The sequence below is a fragment of the Franconibacter pulveris genome, assembly GCF_056780215.1.
The window spans coordinates 1,804,501-1,820,589 of record NZ_CM165555.1; the positions used below are offsets into that span (position 1 = coordinate 1,804,501).

Annotated in this window: 25 protein-coding genes; all 25 read left to right on the top strand. The window is 55.7% G+C overall.

Annotated elements, in window-relative coordinates:
- Window positions 1-52 precede the first annotated feature (52 nt).
- Window positions 53-220: a DUF4222 domain-containing protein gene (locus ACU4F7_RS08565; RefSeq protein ID WP_014728436.1), complete on the top strand. Its 168-nt coding sequence runs from the start codon at window positions 53-55 to the stop codon at window positions 218-220.
- Window positions 217-1,071 carry a conserved phage C-terminal domain-containing protein gene (locus tag ACU4F7_RS08570; protein ID WP_349950712.1) on the top strand — a complete coding sequence of 285 codons (855 nt, stop codon included), beginning with the start codon at window positions 217-219 and terminating at the stop codon, window positions 1,069-1,071. The genes ACU4F7_RS08565 and ACU4F7_RS08570 overlap by 4 nt, the downstream gene beginning before the upstream one ends.
- Window positions 1,068-1,502 carry a PerC family transcriptional regulator gene (locus tag ACU4F7_RS08575; RefSeq protein WP_338464511.1) on the top strand — a complete coding sequence of 145 codons (435 nt, stop codon included), beginning with the start codon at window positions 1,068-1,070 and terminating at the stop codon, window positions 1,500-1,502. Before ACU4F7_RS08570 ends, ACU4F7_RS08575 begins: the two co-directional genes overlap by 4 nt.
- A complete protein-coding gene (locus tag ACU4F7_RS08580) occupies window positions 1,502-2,698 on the top strand; it encodes a phage N-6-adenine-methyltransferase (RefSeq protein ID WP_338464512.1) in 1,197 nt (398 codons plus the stop codon). Before ACU4F7_RS08575 ends, ACU4F7_RS08580 begins: the two co-directional genes overlap by 1 nt.
- Complete coding sequence (locus tag ACU4F7_RS08585; protein ID WP_338464513.1) at window positions 2,695-3,024, top strand: LexA family protein; 330 nt, start codon at window positions 2,695-2,697, stop codon at window positions 3,022-3,024. Before ACU4F7_RS08580 ends, ACU4F7_RS08585 begins: the two co-directional genes overlap by 4 nt.
- On the top strand, window positions 3,021-3,407 hold the full coding sequence (locus ACU4F7_RS08590) for a RusA family crossover junction endodeoxyribonuclease (RefSeq protein ID WP_338464514.1): 387 nt from the start codon (window positions 3,021-3,023) through the stop codon (window positions 3,405-3,407). Before ACU4F7_RS08585 ends, ACU4F7_RS08590 begins: the two co-directional genes overlap by 4 nt.
- A gap of 16 nt (window positions 3,408-3,423) precedes the next feature.
- On the top strand, window positions 3,424-4,203 hold the full coding sequence (locus ACU4F7_RS08595; RefSeq protein ID WP_338464515.1) for a KilA-N domain-containing protein: 780 nt from the start codon (window positions 3,424-3,426) through the stop codon (window positions 4,201-4,203).
- A 9-nt stretch (window positions 4,204-4,212) separates the two neighbouring features.
- On the top strand, window positions 4,213-5,271 hold the full coding sequence (locus ACU4F7_RS08600) for a DUF968 domain-containing protein (RefSeq protein WP_481638437.1): 1,059 nt from the start codon (window positions 4,213-4,215) through the stop codon (window positions 5,269-5,271).
- Window positions 5,272-5,289: 18 nt separating this feature from the next.
- Window positions 5,290-6,111, top strand: a complete 822-nt coding sequence (locus ACU4F7_RS08605) for an antitermination protein Q (protein ID WP_338464517.1) — start codon at window positions 5,290-5,292, stop codon at window positions 6,109-6,111.
- A gap of 221 nt (window positions 6,112-6,332) precedes the next feature.
- Window positions 6,333-6,509 carry a type II toxin-antitoxin system HicA family toxin gene (locus ACU4F7_RS08610; protein WP_024559403.1) on the top strand — a complete coding sequence of 59 codons (177 nt, stop codon included), beginning with the start codon at window positions 6,333-6,335 and terminating at the stop codon, window positions 6,507-6,509.
- Window positions 6,510-6,559: 50 nt separating this feature from the next.
- Window positions 6,560-6,967, top strand: a complete 408-nt coding sequence (locus tag ACU4F7_RS08615; protein WP_024559404.1) for a type II toxin-antitoxin system HicB family antitoxin — start codon at window positions 6,560-6,562, stop codon at window positions 6,965-6,967.
- A gap of 171 nt (window positions 6,968-7,138) precedes the next feature.
- Window positions 7,139-7,330, top strand: a complete 192-nt coding sequence (locus tag ACU4F7_RS08620; protein WP_048888288.1) for a hypothetical protein — start codon at window positions 7,139-7,141, stop codon at window positions 7,328-7,330.
- Window positions 7,331-7,870: 540 nt separating this feature from the next.
- Window positions 7,871-8,113 (top strand): phage holin, encoded by a 243-nt coding sequence (locus tag ACU4F7_RS08625; RefSeq protein ID WP_338464518.1) that lies wholly within the window; start codon window positions 7,871-7,873, stop codon window positions 8,111-8,113.
- Between the two features lie 2 nt (window positions 8,114-8,115).
- On the top strand, window positions 8,116-8,619 hold the full coding sequence (locus ACU4F7_RS08630; protein WP_338464519.1) for a lysozyme: 504 nt from the start codon (window positions 8,116-8,118) through the stop codon (window positions 8,617-8,619).
- The gene (locus tag ACU4F7_RS08635; protein ID WP_338464520.1) at window positions 8,609-8,974 is read left to right on the top strand and encodes a hypothetical protein; all 366 of its coding nucleotides are present in this window, start codon (window positions 8,609-8,611) and stop codon (window positions 8,972-8,974) included. The genes ACU4F7_RS08630 and ACU4F7_RS08635 overlap by 11 nt, the downstream gene beginning before the upstream one ends.
- 666 nt (window positions 8,975-9,640) lie before the next feature.
- A complete protein-coding gene (locus ACU4F7_RS08640; RefSeq protein WP_338464521.1) occupies window positions 9,641-9,787 on the top strand; it encodes a hypothetical protein in 147 nt (48 codons plus the stop codon).
- 64 nt (window positions 9,788-9,851) lie between these two features.
- Window positions 9,852-10,112 (top strand): hypothetical protein, encoded by a 261-nt coding sequence (locus ACU4F7_RS08645; RefSeq protein WP_338464522.1) that lies wholly within the window; start codon window positions 9,852-9,854, stop codon window positions 10,110-10,112.
- A gap of 37 nt (window positions 10,113-10,149) precedes the next feature.
- Window positions 10,150-10,440, top strand: coding sequence for an HNH endonuclease (locus ACU4F7_RS08650; RefSeq protein ID WP_302425250.1), 291 nt, complete (start codon window positions 10,150-10,152; stop codon window positions 10,438-10,440).
- 12 nt (window positions 10,441-10,452) lie between these two features.
- Window positions 10,453-10,635, top strand: a complete 183-nt coding sequence (locus ACU4F7_RS08655) for a hypothetical protein (protein ID WP_024558478.1) — start codon at window positions 10,453-10,455, stop codon at window positions 10,633-10,635.
- A gap of 5 nt (window positions 10,636-10,640) precedes the next feature.
- Window positions 10,641-10,850: a serine acetyltransferase gene (locus ACU4F7_RS08660; RefSeq protein ID WP_338464523.1), complete on the top strand. Its 210-nt coding sequence runs from the start codon at window positions 10,641-10,643 to the stop codon at window positions 10,848-10,850.
- A gap of 122 nt (window positions 10,851-10,972) precedes the next feature.
- A complete protein-coding gene (locus ACU4F7_RS08665) occupies window positions 10,973-11,407 on the top strand; it encodes a hypothetical protein (protein ID WP_481638438.1) in 435 nt (144 codons plus the stop codon).
- Window positions 11,408-11,416: 9 nt separating this feature from the next.
- Window positions 11,417-12,949, top strand: a complete 1,533-nt coding sequence (locus ACU4F7_RS08670) for a terminase large subunit (RefSeq protein WP_481638439.1) — start codon at window positions 11,417-11,419, stop codon at window positions 12,947-12,949.
- A 1-nt stretch (window position 12,950) separates the two neighbouring features.
- A complete protein-coding gene (locus ACU4F7_RS08675) occupies window positions 12,951-14,225 on the top strand; it encodes a phage portal protein (protein ID WP_481638440.1) in 1,275 nt (424 codons plus the stop codon).
- Between the two features lie 17 nt (window positions 14,226-14,242).
- Entirely contained in the window at window positions 14,243-14,911 is a 669-nt protein-coding gene (locus tag ACU4F7_RS08680) for an HK97 family phage prohead protease (RefSeq protein ID WP_481638441.1), read from the top strand.
- Between the two features lie 11 nt (window positions 14,912-14,922).
- Window positions 14,923-16,086 carry a phage major capsid protein gene (locus tag ACU4F7_RS08685; protein ID WP_481638442.1) on the top strand — a complete coding sequence of 388 codons (1,164 nt, stop codon included), beginning with the start codon at window positions 14,923-14,925 and terminating at the stop codon, window positions 16,084-16,086.
- Window positions 16,087-16,089: the final 3 nt, after the last annotated feature.

Sequence of the window (16,089 nt, forward strand, 5' to 3'; positions counted from 1 at the left end):
GTCGCGCACGTCTCATCGTGGGGGCATTCAACCGTAAAGCGAAGAACCTCGTATGCAAGATCTCGACAGACGGTACCGCGACTGGCGCGGCGTTGAAGTCCACGTCGTTGGTTACGACCGTGAAAAACGACAGGTTATCTTCCGGCGCGCCGGCTATCCGCACGACTGCATGCAGCCTGTTGAACGGTTCCGTGAGAAGTTCAGAAGGGTTGATGCATGAGCACTAAGTTAACCGGCTACGTGTGGGATGGCTGCGCAGCGTCGGGCATGAAGTTATCCAGCGTCGCTATCATGGCGCGCCTTGCTGACTTCAGCAGCGATGAAGGCGTTTGCTGGCCTTCTATCGAAACCATTGCGCGTCAACTTGGCGCAGGCCCGAGCACCATCAGAACGGCGATCGCGAAGCTGGAGAAAGAGGGCTGGCTTACTCGTACGCAGCGCCGCAACGGCAACCGCAACGCCTCGAACGTGTACCGTCTGAACGTGACAAAGCTGCAGGCTGCTGCGCTTTCTCACCTGTCAGTTTCTGACACGTCAAAACCTGACGCATCAGAATCTGACCCGTCAAAATTTGAGGCGTCAAAATCCGGTCTGGCTGGCGGTTTTGACCCGTCAGAATCTGGCGGGGATCCGTCAGTAAATTCAAAACCAGATCCATCAGATAAAAAACCTTCTTGTCCGGGCGCTTCGCTACCGGACCCTGAACAGGAAATTACAGATCAGGCTATCGAGGTTCTGAAACATCTGAACCAGGTAACGGGAGCCCGCTACCAGAACTCTAAATCCTCTCTCGAAAACATCCGCGCCCGGCTGCGCGAAGGCCACACCGTGGGAGACCTCCAGCTTGTCGTCGACTACAAGCAGGAGCAATGGCGCGACACGGAATGGTACGACTACATGCGCCCGCAAACGCTTTTCATCCCGAGCAAGTTCGAAGGCTATCTGCTCAATGCTACGCGCTGGAATGACCGTAAACGTCCGCCACGCGAGCAATGGGGCCATAGCCGTGAAAGAGACGTAAACGCAGTTAGCCAGGTAGACACGACAATTCCAGCGGGGTTCAGAGGATGAAATTACAGGATCAGGTTCTTTCAACAATCATCTCGCAGCCGGGCATCGCGTTCGCTGAGCTGATGAAGGCTTTTGAAGGTGAAGCGAAGACAAACCTCACCACTTCAGTGAGTCGCCTGCACCTTTCCGGAAAGGTTACTCGCCGCTTCGAAGACGGCCGTTATGTGTATACCGCAGCCGCTGAAGATGCACCGGGTGCGCTGTGCGCCTCCGACAAAATCCAGATGCTGGAAGCCGAGCTGAAGCGACTGCTGAGCCAGGGTTATTACCGCCGCGCTGGCGATAAGTGCCTTGACCTTATGGCAGCGTCAAAGACAGACCAGCAGCGGGAGCATTACGCAAACCGCCGCCGTCAGTGTCTCGAACTTGTGAGCAGCCATAAAGAGCGCTCCTGGTATCTGGCCGGAAATTACGTAGGAGATGAGCAGTGATGACACATAACCCCTATTGCCAGGCGCTTGCCGAACTGCGCAGCCGCGGGGCACACGAGCTTAAGGAAGTCGGCGACCAGTGGCGCACGCCTGACAACATATTCTGGGGCATCAACGCCATGTTTGGACCGCTGGTGCTGGACCTGTTTTCTGATGGCGAGAATTCAAAATGCGAGGCGTATTACACCGCTGAAGATAACGCGCTGGCGCAGGACTGGTCTGCGAGACTGGCTGAGCTCAACGGCGCCGCATATGGCAACCCGCCTTACAGCCGCGCTTCGCAGCACGAAGGCGAATACATCACTGGTATGCGCTACATCATGCAGCACGCCAGCGCGATGCGGGAAAAGGGCGGGCGTTACGTATTCCTGATTAAGGCAGCCACCAGTGAGGTGTGGTGGCCGGAGGATGCGGATCACGTTGCCTTTATCCGTGGCCGTATTGGTTTCGACCTGCCGAAGTGGTTTATCCCGAAAAATGAAAAGCAGGTTCCAAGCGGCGCATTCTTCTCGGGTGCTGTGGTGGTATTCGATAAGACCTGGCGCGGTCCGGCGATGAGCTACATCAGCCGTAATGAACTGGAAGCGCGCGGCGCCGCGTTTCTTTCTCAAATTCGTCGTGAGGCAGAGCGCATGCTGGCGAGCACGGCGCCACGTGTGGTTGAAAACGTTACGCCGGCAGTTGAAGAAGATCCGCAGCCTGAGGAAAAAGCAGAGCAGGTTGAACCGCCCTCTGAACCTGAGTTTCCTCTCAGCTCTGCGGGCATTCTGGCGCAAAGCGGCGTTGAGGTTTGGGCCTGCGCTCAGGCGGCCTTTGGTGCGAAAGAGCAATATGCCTTCCATGAATCCCGCTTCGCGCACAGCTGGGCCGCTGATTCGGTAGAGCAGCCATCACTGGTTACGGTGACAACGGATGTGATTAACCGTGCGCTGGGGCTTATCAGAAAGCACAACAACAAGGTGAAGCTCGAGGCCTTTATGGCGCTGAATGATTTCGCCTTTGAAGATGATGCCGCCCGGCACGATACGCAGGAGCGCCTGGCGATTGTCGCTGATGAGGCAGAGCAGGAGTACGGCCTTGCGATTGAAGATTTCCTGCGGGTGGCCGGTTCGATTGAGCCCAAAAGCTGGAACAACATCCGGGTGCTGCGCGCCTGCGTTCGGGCCGCAGTAGAGACACGGGAGCAGGTGGCATGACAAATACCCAACGCTTAACGGTTCGCCAGCAGGAGGTGCTGGCTCTGCTCAAGGGCTTCATTAAAGAACACGGCTACCCGCCGACACAGAAAGAAGTGGCTTGCCTCATGGGCGCCACATCCCCAAACGCCGCAGGCGACATGCTGCGCTCACTCCAGCGTCGCGGCGCAATCAGTATAGATCCGGGCGTGGCACGCGGCATAACCATCAACGGCCAGAGTGTTGAGGAGGAAGCCGTAGCGCTTCTGCGCTCCATGGTGCTTGGAGAAGAGCAAGCCTGGGAGAAGTCATTCGCGTTTCTCAAATCGCGCGGGGTTTCTGTATGAAGCTGACCCTGCCTTTTCCCCCGAGCGTTAACACCTACTGGCGCGCCCCGAATAAAGGGCCGCTGGCTGGTCGCCATCTCATCAGTGCCAAAGGGCGGGCATATCAGAGCGATGCATGTGCAGCGATTATCGAGCAGCTCCGCAAACTGCCTAAACCCAGCAGCGCGCTGGCGGCGGTGGAAATTATTCTTTTCCCGCCGGATGCCCGCCGCCGCGATATCGATAACTACAACAAAGCGCTGTTCGACGCGCTTACCCATGCGGGGATCTGGGAGGACGACAGTCAGGTTTGCCGCATGCTGGTGGAATGGGGGCCAGTAGTTAAGAAAGGGAAAGTCGAAATAACGATCTGTAAATACGAACCGGCGGTTGCAGCCGCCTGACTAAGTGGAGAAACGCATGAATCAGTTAATGGTAATCGATGGTGTGACCGTTCGCCGTGATCCGGAGGGGCGCTACTGCCTCAACGATTTGCATCGTGCAGCTGGAGGCGAGCGACGTCATGAGCCAACGCTCTGGCGCAACCTCCAGCAGACCGGTGAACTGGTGCAATTACTGAGCGATACAGGAATCCCTGTATCGGTAATCAAAGGTGGCGCAGGTCAGGGGACGTTTGTTTGCAAGGAGCTGGTTTATTCCTATGCGATGTGGATCAGCCCCGAATTCAACCTGAAAGTGATCCGGACGTTTGACGCTGCCGTAAGCCAGCAGGCAATCAGCCAGGCAGCTGACAAAATGCAGGCAGGTGTGATCCTTCTCGATTTCATGCAGCGCTCGCTGAATCTTTCCAATTCCTCTGTGCTCGGCGCGTGCCAGAAACTCCAGGAGGCCGCGGGCCTGCCGAACCTGGCACCGCAGTACGCCATCGATGCGCCAGTGGATGCGATGGACGGCAGCAGCCGCCCCACGCAGTCACTCAGCGCGCTGTTGAAGGCTAACGGTATCCGGCTGACCGCCAATCAGGTTTACCACCAGCTGGCGAAGCTGGGCATTGTGGAGCAGAAGACGCGCCGGAGCCGTTCCGGTGTTAACGGCATTAAGAAATTCTGGTCGCTGACGGCGAAAGGGTGCATGTACGGCAAGAACATCACCAGCCCGGCGAACCCGCGCGAGACGCAGCCGCATTTCTTTGAATCACGGGCGCCGGAGCTGTTCCGCCTGCTCGACACCGTACATTAAGGGGAGAACGTGAGAGCTTTACTTACTCCCGAAATTGCGCGCGGCATGGGGATCGTGCTGCTGCGCCCGGGCGCTGACCTGATGCCTATCTTCACCTCTGGCCGCGTGCTGGTGGAGCTTCCGCCCGCCAGCATGGCGCACCTGGCAACCGGGGCACTGCCGCCCGCACGGCAGCCGCTGGCGGAAGATACCGCGCTGTCGGGCTTCTTCATCCATGAAGACGTGATCCGCGCAGCGGGTGGTGTGCCGTCACTTGAGCGATGGCTGATGAACCAGGAGGGCGGCTGCCAGTACCCGCACAGCGATTACCACCATCACGAACTTAAGACGTTTCGCCATGCGCCCGGCGCGATCCGAGTGTGCTGGCACTGCGATAACGTGTTGAGCGGCCAGCATACGCAACGGCTTGCAGAAATAGCCCGGGTTAATGTGGTAGCCTGGGTTATAGCGATGGCCCGCGGCGCGCTGGGGTTCGATGACTCGCATGAGCTTACGCTGCCGGAACTCTGCTGGTGGGCGCTACGCGAGGAAGTAACTCACGCGCTGCCGGACAGCATCACCCGCCGCGCGCTGCGGCTGCCGGCGGAACCAATTCAGTCAGTGACCCGCGAAATTGACCTGGTTCCCTCGCTACCTGTAACGGAAGTTCTCAGAGCAAAAGCCTGGCGTGCTGGCGCCGCGGCGAAATGCAGTAGCAACGAAACCCCGCAGGCGGGGCAGGACGAACAGCCGCAGCTGCTGGCGCTGAAGGTTGACCCGGAGTCGCCGGAAAGCTTCATGCTTCGACCGAAGCGTCGCCGCTGGGAAAACCCGAATTACACCCGCTGGGTTAAGCAGCAGCCGTGCGCGTGCTGCAACCAGCAGGCAGACGACCCCCACCACCTGATAGGCCACGGGCAGGGTGGAATGGGTACAAAAGCCCATGACCTCTTTGTGTTGCCTTTGTGCAGAAAGCATCACGACGAGCTTCACCGGGACCCCGTGGCATTCGAAGAGAAATACGGCTCGCAGCTTGAGCTGATTTTTCGTTTTTTAGACAGGGCGCTGGCAATCGGCGTTCTGGCGTAGTGGAGTGGAGACCACCGCATGAACTTAGATGGCATCGTTAAATTTTTCGCCCCGAAAGGGATGCACATTTCCGACAGCCCGCGCGCTACAGCAAGCGAGCAGTTAACCGTTACGGATGTTATGGCCGCGCTGGGTATGACTCAGGCCGAGGCAGGCATAGGCCTGGCTATGTTCCTGGGTAAAGCCGCTGTAAGCCAGCAGGACCGGGAAGCGGCAATCGCCTGGCTCTCGGAGTACGCCAAAGAAAAAGCCCCGCTGGCGCTGCGCCGCGCCGCCGGGAAGAAGTTCCCTCTCTGTATGCGGATCCTCGCGACGTTCGCCTATAACGATTACGCCTCATCTGCTGCGGATTCTTACGAGTGTCCAAAGTGCAGCGGCAAGGGGCTGGTAACAAAAACGACCACAGTTACGAAAAGCCACTACACGATGCGTCTGCCGCAGTGGGCTAAAGATCTGCGGCAATCACCGTCGGACTTCGAAAAATTCCGGCAAGTAACAGACGTTGACCACCAGCTATGTAGCAAGTGTAAGGGCAGCGGGAAAATCAGTAAGCGCTGCCAGTGCGGCGGTACCGGGAAAACACTCGACAGGAAAGAGACCGAATTTCAGGGCGTGCCGGTTTATAAGGAATGCAAACGCTGCGAAGGAAGGGGGTACAGCAGGCCGAAATCCTCAGTTGCTTATCGTGGCATCCTCGCTCAGTTGCCTGCGCTGCCAGAGCGCACATGGCGTTATAACTGGAAGCCTTTCTATGAGCGCCTGGTCACCAAGTGCTTTGAAGAGGAAAGCTACAGCGATGCACAGCTTAAACGCGTAACCAATAATGGGGTTTTGATATAAATCACAACATTTAGCATCACGATACTTGCAATGTTTGCCGTTTTTGCTTAGATTTGACATTAACGATGGGCATTGTATATCCACCGTTCAAAACCCGCTCACACGAAGCGGGTTTTTTTATTTCAAAAACCTAATTTATCTCGTTTTCGGGTAAACAATTCTGTTGACTTGGTAAGCATAAATGCTTACTATAATCACATGTTCAACAGAATGGAGGAGCGGTGAAGCAAAACGAGTTCAGGCGGTGGCTTGAAGCTCAGGGGGTCGAGGTTTCAAACGGTACAAACCATCTGAAACTGAGATACAACGGGAAAGTAAGCGTAATGCCACGGCATCCCGGCGCTGAGCTAAAAGAACCACTGCGAAAGGCGATAATCAAGCAGTTAGGCCTTAAATAACAAACCAGCCCTTCGGGGCTGGTTACTCGGCAAAGCTTCATCGAGACAATATGCGATACCCCGTAAACCTTGAGCCGGATACTGGCGGCTACGTTGTATCTTTCCCGGATATTCCCGAAGCTCTGACGCAGGGGGACGACCGGGAAGAGGCGCTGGCGATGGCGCTTGATGCGCTGGTGACATCCTTCGACTTTTATTTCGAGGATGGCCGGCCAGTGCCTGCACCGTCGACGGTAACGGGTGATTATGTTGATGTGCCCGCCAGCGTGGCGGCGAAGGTGCTGCTGCTTAATACCTTTCTTGCTTCCGGCTTAACTCAGGTTGAGCTGGCGGCGCGCATGGGGATTAAAAAGCAGGAAGTGACACGACTTTTTGACCTTCACCACTCAACAAAGATCGACACGGTACAAAAGGCGCTGGCGGCGCTGGGCAAGTCCCTGGAACTGCACGCAGCGTAACAATGCACAAGCTATTTAAAGGCTCGCTTCGGCGGGCCTTTTTATTGCAAGTGCTTCATTGATGGCTATGTGAACCAGGCAACAGAATCGATTCGCTTTCCTCGTGCAGATTTCCTTGCACTCTATAATTCCACCGTCTGGCTTTGTGCTTAACAATTACTGGAGGCAGGGATGGAAGAGGGCTTTTACTGGGTGCTTTACGCTGGCGAAAAGCTGGTGGCGTATTACTCGCAGGAAGAAACGCGGCACCATGAGACAGGTGAATTAGTTAACGGCGTCTGGCATTTTGCCGGAACCAGCGGCTGGATAGCGATGAAAGAAGAGGCTTCGGTACTTGATGGCCCGTTACAGCCACCAGCATGAATAAAGATTTACTCGCTCTGTGAGCGGAGTCACCCCTTCGCTTATCCGGGCATCTATATTTTAACCGTGGCGACAACATCTCCCCGGCCCAACCCCGGCGCCACGTCATAATTAGCTTACTTGAGTTAATCCTGATACTCGGCCAGTTCTCTGTGAACTGGCCTTTTTTTATCCGCTGCGCAGTAACCATTACGTCTTTAATGGCTTTGTATTATTGACGGTAATATTTGTCTGCTAATAATTAACTATCTGGTGAAACCCGTGTATCTGAACGCGTTAGCAAGAGACTCCCTCATTGCATCTGATGCGAACCACTAAAGCCAGATGTGGTTATCAAATGGTTTCCGACACGGAAAAAAGACTGCATGTGTGTTAATCGCCAGCTCTGACCGGGCTGGCTTTTTTTATTCCCGATTTCCGCCCGGTTCATCCGGGCTTTTCTTTGGCCGCAGGCAATCAGCGCTAATTCAACTCCTGTAACGAATGCCTGACGGCCATTCCCTCACTACGCACAGCCTCCACCAAACGGAGGTAAGAGAAATGTTTGATATGAGCAAACTGGCTACGGGCGCTGCTTACGGCGCATCTGCCGGGACGGTAGCCAATAGTCTGCTTACCCGGCTCAGTCCTGACGAGTGGAGCGCCGTCGGCGTTATCGTTGGCATCGTGGTCGCGATTATGACCTTCGGCATCAACTGGTATTACAAGCGCAAAACGACGATGGCTCAGATTCAGGCTTATGAGCGCTGGCCCGCTGGTCCTCAACAAGTCAAAGAGGAATAACCATGGCAATATCTGCTTCATTACGTAACAAGCTTATTGCCGTGGCGGGTGCTGGCTCTATCGCTATCGCAACGGTATTCCTTGGCGGTCAGGACGGCGTGGAAGGGCGCAAGTATGAAGCCTACAAAGACGTTGCCGGAGTCTGGACAGTTTGTGACGGGCATACGGGCCGCGACATCGTGATCGGCAAGAAATACACCGACCGCGAATGCGACCAACTCCTTTGGAAAGACCTGCAACCCGCTAAAAAGACAGTTGACCGACTCGTTAAGGTTCCGCTCGGCGAATACCAGCGCGCGGCGCTCTACAGCTTCGTGTTCAACGTTGGTGCGGATGCCTTCTCTAAATCAACTCTGCTTCGCAAGCTGAACCGCGGCGACCAGGCTGGCGCGTGCGAAGAAATGCGCCGCTGGGTCTATGCAGGCGGTATGAAGTGGAAGGGCTTGCAGAACCGGCGCGAAATGGAGCGCTCCATGTGCCTGGCGGAGAGCAAAGATGACATTTAGCCTTCGAACGCTCTTGCTTGTTTTCCTCTCACTGGTTCTGCTGGCAGTTGGCTACGGTGAAATACGCTACCGCAAAGGCTGGTATGCACATGCTGACCATATCAATGCGCTGGCGGCCAAAAAGAAACAGAATGCCGAAAAAATCATTCAGGCGGGCGAGCAAAAAGCGGCGCAGGCCACCAGTGAAGGCAAAGTCATCTACCGAACCATAACCCGCGACGTGGTGAAATATGTTCAGGACCCGAATCGTACCCGCTGTGATTTTGATGATGAGTCTGTCCGGCTGCGCCAGCGAGCTATCGACGCTGCCAACTCCATCAGCGGATTTGATGCAGGAGCCGTGCAAGGCAAGTGATGCTGGCAGGAACAGCGACGAAGACCTGCAGGCTGATGTTGAGACGGCAGAATGTCTGCGCCAGCTTCGGCTTGATAAGTATCGCTGGCAGGTCTGGTATAACGCGGTGAAGTAATTGCAGAAAAACAGCCCTTCTGGTGAAACCTCTGTTGAAACACCAGAAGGGGGCCAATGGCCACACATAGTCTAACGTTATAACTATTCGCTATCTTTTGAAGTGTTTCCAGAGGGATAAATTTGTTTTATGTATAAGCATTATCAACGGCTTCAGCTAATTCTCAGATAAGGACTATTAGATAATTCGTTGACTAACAGTAAGGGCCTTATGCACTAACTGAGAATAATGAATTCAAAATTACTGATAAAAAACAGGCAAAAAAAAGCCTCCGGTGCGGAGGCAATTATGAGTCAATCTTTTTTATGTGCTTCTTGCTTTAACAGCGGGGCAACAATAACAGCTCTCTGATAAATTACAAATCAAATGCATCTTTAGTGTTGGCATTCCGTGCTTTTGTTAGTTTACGGCTTCTTATTAATTGGCTTGGCTTATAGCTAGCACCGCCAGTTGCGTTTTCAAACGTACCGATGCTGATTACACCGACATATTTTGGCATGGCTCCTGAATTGACTAGACTTAAGATCCTTTAAGTGAAAAGAGAGGTTCATATGACTGACCGTCCAGTTAATGGTGACCATCCTGACCTTAGCCCCATCCCGGACAATGTAGATGACGATAAGCCGGAGCAGTCAGAAACAACCAAAAAAGATGATCCTGGCTCAGCACCAGAATCTGGTGATAAAGAGCCAGAATGAACAGAAGCCGCCTCCGGGCGGTTTTTTGTGACCATCACAAGGCGCTTTCACAGCAGAGCGCCTGATGATGTTCTCTCCGCTGCACAACAACACGGTCAGCCACGCTGTGAAGCGCCGCGACTCCGGCCCACTGCTCACCTCTGAGCAAGCGGTGCTTGATGCCGTGCGCGAAAGCGATTTGTTCAAATCTATCAATACCACCCTCAATGCACAGGTATCCTTAACGAATCGTCATCAACAAGGGCTGCACGATGCAATTAACGATGCGATCAAAAATGCAGTGAAGCCTGGTGGGTTGCTCTGGAATGACCTTCGCGGTCGCTAAGGGGCTTTTATGGACGTCTCTATTAACGGTCCGGCGTATGGCTTCTAACTCACCATGGCATCACCTCTATAACACGAAACGCTGGTACCGGCTCCGCTACCATCAGTTGCAGAAGCAGCCGCTCTGCGAGTTTCATCTCAAGCGAAACCAGGTAGTGTCCGCTTCCATCGTTGACCATATCACCCCACACAAGGGCGATGAAACACTCTTCCATGATCCGGAAAATTTACAAAGTTTATGCAAACGCTGCCACGACTCGGTTAAGCAACGCCTTGAGAAGGGCGGAACGGTAACAGAGTTCGACAGTGACGGCCGGGTTATCTGGTAACAGGAGCATCGAATGAATTACGACGAGCAGACGCTGCTTATGTTCAAAGGTCTAATTGCTTCGCTATCTGAAGAGCAGCAGGCAAAAGTGAAAGAGGCCGAGCAAAAGCTTCGTGATGTAATTGCTGAGTATCCAGAAGGCGAGGCAACCATTGCTTTCGGCTTCATTGGTGCTCAGATGCAGATGGAAGGTTAAATCTTATGAAAGACCTGAAGATTGAATACCGCGACGGCAAGCTGGTGGAGCTGAGCATTGATGGTGTGAGCTTCAATGCCGTCACTGCGATCACCTTCAGCCATGAGGTTGGCGAGATGCTGCCGACGGTCAGCCTGACTTTCCCGCTCGGCATTGGTGAACGACTGGCGCCAGCCCGTCCTTACCCCGAAAACCTGCGGATCATCGAGAAATGAGACTGATTCTCATTTGCTAGGCATGAAGGCAGGGGGGAGGGGCAAAAGTCTGGCGGCAAATTTTTAAAGACCGCGCCCTCAGTCTTTTTTTTAAAAACGTCCAGAAAAAAAGGAAAAATGCGATGGCACAGCGAGGCAGAAAATCTCTTGCCGCGACGTCGGCCGTCTCGCTTCCGGCCCTGGCTGAAAGCAGGCTGCAGCCGTCGTTACACCTCAGCGACCCGGAGATAAACGTCTGGATCCGGCTGGTCAATGACAACCCGGCCAGCTCATTCACCGAAACGCACCGCGACATGATGGAAATGTACTGCCGTCATGTGGTGCAGGCCCGGCTGCTCACCACCCAGATTGAAGAATTCGAGATGGAGTGGTTGTCACGTGAAGACGGGCTGAAGCGCTACGACAAGCTGCTCACGATGCGCGAGCGCGAGGTCCGCTCCGCATCCTCCCTGGCGACCCGCCTTCGAATTACCCGCCAGGCGACTGCCGATCCCAAGACGGTTGGCCGCGCTAACAACAATATGGCGCGGGAGAAAAAGCCCTGGGAAATTGATTAAGGCTCTTTGATGGCTAAAAAAACTCTGACAAGAGCCGAGAGGAATATCCTCTGGTGCGAAAGAAACATCGTTATTCCTGAAGGTAAGTTCGTCGGCCAGCCACTGAAAATGGCTGAGTTTATGAAGGATGATTTCAGGGCCATTTTCGACAACAAGCATGGCACGCGCCGGGCGATCATCAGCCGCGGGCGCAAGAACGCCAAAACCGTTGAAACCGCCATGCTGATGCTGCTCTATCTGGTGGGTCCGGAGGCGGCGCCTAACTCACAGCTGTATTCTGCCGCGCGCTCGCGAGACCAGGCGGCCATTCTGTTTAACCTTGCCTCCAAGATGTGCCGGATGAACCCGGTGCTGATGCAGTATGTGGCTATCAAGGATTCGGCGAAGGAAATTCACTGCCCTGAGCTGGGCTCTTATTACCGTGCGCTGAGCGCCGAGGCCACAACCGCCTACGGTTTTTCGCCGCGCTTTGTCGCGCACGATGAGCTGGGGCAGGTACGCGGGCCGCGAGACCCGCTTTATGAAGCACTGGAAACCGCGACCGCCGCTCAGGATAACCCCATCTCCATCATTATCAGTACCCAGGCGCCCGATGCGAGCGACCTGCTCAGCCTGCTGATTGATGATGGCCTGACTGGTGCCGATCCGCGGACGGTGGTACGGCTCCAGACTGCGCCGGAAGATATCGATCCTTTCTCGGTTGAAGCCATCAGGCTGGCAAACCCGGCATTCGATGTGTTCATGAACCAGAAAGAAGTGCTGGATATGGCGGCCAGCGCGAAGCGCCTGCCGTCGCGCCAGGCAGAGTTTGAGAACCTGGTGCTTAACCGTCGCGTCGAGGCGAAAAGCCCGTTCGTCAGCCAGACCGTCTGGCACATGAACAAAGAAGAACCGGACGATCTCACTGGTAAAACCGTGTGGGGCGGGCTGGACCTTTCCAGCGTGTCGGACCTGACCGCGCTGGTGCTCAATACAACGCAGGGCGATGTGCACTGTAAATTCTGGCTGCCCGAGGAAGGGCTTGCGGACAAGGCGCGAAACGACCGTGTTCCCTATGACATCTGGGCCAGGCAGGGCTTTCTTAACACGACGCCCGGCAAGGCCATTGAATACGCCTTTATTGCCCGCGAGCTGCGGCGCGTTTTCGACATCTGCAACGTCAGGGCGCTGGCGTTCGACCGCTACAACATGCGGTTCCTTCGCCCGCACCTGATTGACGCTGGTTTCACTGAGGTAGAGCTCGAGCGGTTCGTGGAATTCGGCCAGGGCTTTGTCTCCATGTCACCGGCGCTCAGGGAGCTGGAAGCTAAACTGCTCGGCGCGCAACTGAAGCACGGAAACCATCCCATCCTCGAAATGTGCGCCAAGAACGCCACGGTCATTACTGACCCCGCCGGCAACCGCAAGTTTGTGAAAGGCAAATCCAGCGGGCGCATTGATGGCATGGTTGCGCTGGCGATGTCCATCGGCGCGCAGACCAGCGATGAGGTAGAGGACCAGGGCGACGTCAACGATTTCATTTACAACTTTTTGAGCATCTAGCATGGCAGATACCGACTACAGCATTGACCTGCGGACACGATCGCCATTCTGGGCGCGCATGGCTGCAATCTTTACAGGCGGGCGCCTGGTGACGCCCGATAACGGCTCGCAGATGGCGGGCACGTCAGCGAGCGGCACCGTCGGAGAGTCCGTTGTAACGGACGAGCGAACGCTACAGATCAGTACCGTCTGGGCCTGTATCCGGCTGATTTCCACCGTAACCGCCAGCCTCCCGCTGGATATTTACGAAACGAAGGACGGGCAGCGCAGCAAGGCGGATCCGAAACACCCGCTGGCGCAGCTGCTGCGCTTCCGGCCCAATAACTTTATGACCGCGCTGGAGTTCCGCGAGGCCATGACCATGCAACTCTGCGCCTACGGCAACGCCTATGCGCTGATTGAGCGCAACCGGGCGGGCGATGTAATCAGCCTGATCCCGCTGATGAGCGCCAACATGGAAGTGCGTCTGGAAGACAGAAAACGCATTGTCTACCGCTACCGGCGAGACACTGAGTACGCCGAATTTAGCCAGAAAGAGATTTTCCACCTCAAGGGCTTTGGCTTTAACGGTCTGACCGGGCTTTCGCCGCTGGCGTTCAGTGCGAAAGCGGCGGGTGTTGCTATTGCCATGGAAGACCAGCAGCGGGATTTCTTCGCTAACGGCGCCAAGTCTCCGCAAATCCTGATGACAGATGGCAAGGTGCTCACTAAAGAGCAGCGCGGTCAGCTTGAGGAGAACTTCCGGGAAATTGCCGGCGGCCCGGTGAAGAAACGTCTCTGGATCCTCGAAAGTGGCTTTACCACCCAGGCTATCGGTATCAGCCCGCAGGATGCGCAGATGCTTGAAGCGCGAAAATTTGAGGTGGCGGAGCTGGCGCGCTTTTACGGCGTGCCGCCGCATTTGGTCGGTGATGTTGAGAAAACCACGTCATGGGGCAGCGGCATCGAGCAGCAGAATCTGGGCTTCCTGCAATACACCCTTAAACCCTACCTTGACCGCTGGGAGTACAGCATTGAGCGCTGGATTGTTAAGGAGTCGGAGCAGGGCTTAATTCACGCCGAGCACAACCTCGACGGCCTGCTGCGCGGCGACTCGGCAAGCCGTGCCTCGTTTATGCAGATCATGGTTAATACCGGTATCCGCACTGTTAACGAAGTTCGAAGGCTGGACAACCTCCCGCCATTGCCCGGCGGCGATGTGGCGACGCGCCAGTCGCAGAACATACCCATTACCGACCTCGGAACAAACAACGGGCCCCGCAATGACGGGGCCTGACTTTTATGGGGGCCAAGATGCCTGATATTCACAAAACGCTGGCGTTCGACCAGACCGAAATCAAGTTCACCGGCGACGGCAGCAAGGGGACCTTTGAGGGGTATGCCTCGGTGTTCAATAACACTGACTCTGACGGCGACATCATCCTGCCCGGTGCATTCAGTAGCGTGCTCGCCAGCCAGAGCCGCAAGGTGGCGATGTTCTTCAATCACCAGACGCGTGCTATCCCGGTGGGTAAATGGGATGCGCTGCACGAAGACGAAAAGGGTTTATTTGTGCGCGGCCAGCTCACGCCCGGCCTGAGCATCTCTGAAGATCTGAAAGCCGCCATGCAGCACGGTACCGTCGAAGGTATGTCGGTGGGCTTCTCGGTCGGGCCGGACGATTACACCGTCGGTACCAGTGGCCTCATCTTCAAAAACATCTCCTATCTGCGGGAAATCAGTGTCTGCACTTTTCCGGCCAATGAGCTGGCGGGCGTGACCGCCATGAAAAGTATCGACGGAATCAAAACCATTCGTGACGCGGAAGGCTGGCTGAGGGATTCAGTCGGCCTGACCCGCGCTGAAGCGCAGGCGTTCATCGCCCGCGTGAAGTCCGCAGGTCGAAGCGAGTTCGACGGCGGCGACATTGACGCGCTGACGCAGCGCATTACTTCCTTTGCCGCTACCCTGCGGACCAATTAACGGAGCTATCCATGAGTGAATTAGCAACCCTTCAGAAAGCGATTGAAAATTCCCAGACTGAAGTAAAAAACCTGATCGAAGAGCAGCGCAAGGCTATTCAGGAGAACGGGCAGATTAACAAGCAGCTTCAGGAAGACCTGACCAAAGCCCAGGACGAACTGAAGTTGTCCGGCCAGCGTCTCTTCGACCTCGAGCAAAAGCTTGCCGGCAACGCGCCGGATCAGACTGCGAAGAAGTCTTTCTCTGAGCGTGTCTCTGAAGAGCTCATCAAAAACTGGAACGGCGATCGTGCCAAAACGAAAGTAACCAGCTTTGATAAAGCACTCGGCTCAGGCGCGGCCTCTGCCGGTGCACTGGTGCAGCCACAGCAGGTACCGGGCATCCTCACGCCGGGCCTGCGCCGCCTGACCGTCCGCGATCTGCTGGCGCAGGGGCGCATCACCAGTAACGCTCTGGAATACGTCCGTGAAAACATCTTCACCAACGCCGCGGCGCCAGTGGCGGAAGGTGCCCTGAAGCCGGAAAGTAACCTCACTTTCACCAAAGAAATGGCGAACGTGAAAACCATCGCGCACTGGATGCAGGCATCCCGCCAGATTATGGATGATGCCCCGGCGCTCCAGTCCTACATCAATTCCCGCATGATGTACGGCCTGGCGCTGGTGGAAGAAAACCAGATGCTCAACGGCGACGGTACCGGCGATAACCTGCTGGGCCTTAACACGGTAGGCACTGACTACGAAACCGAGCTGAACGCGGATGGCGACAATGGCGCAGATATTCTCGCCCACGCCATCTACCAGGTGTCACTGAGTGAGTTCGAAGCGGACGGCATTATCCTGAACCCGCGCGACTGGCACCGCATCGCGCTGCTGAAGGATGCCAACGGCAACTACATTCTCGGCGGCCCGCAGGCGTTTGCCTCGAAAGTTCTGTGGGGTCTGCCGGTGGTTTCCACCACCGCGCAGGCGGCGGGCACGTTCACCGTCGGCTCGTTCGGTCTGGCGTCTCAGGTCTGGGACCGTATGGATGCCACCATCGAGATCAGCAACCAGGACCGCGATAACTTCGTGAAGAACATGCTGACCATCCTGTGTGAAGAGCGCCTGGCGCTGGCGCACTACCGCCCGGCGGCAATTGTCACCGGCAGCATGACCGTTTCCTCTGGCGCATAACAG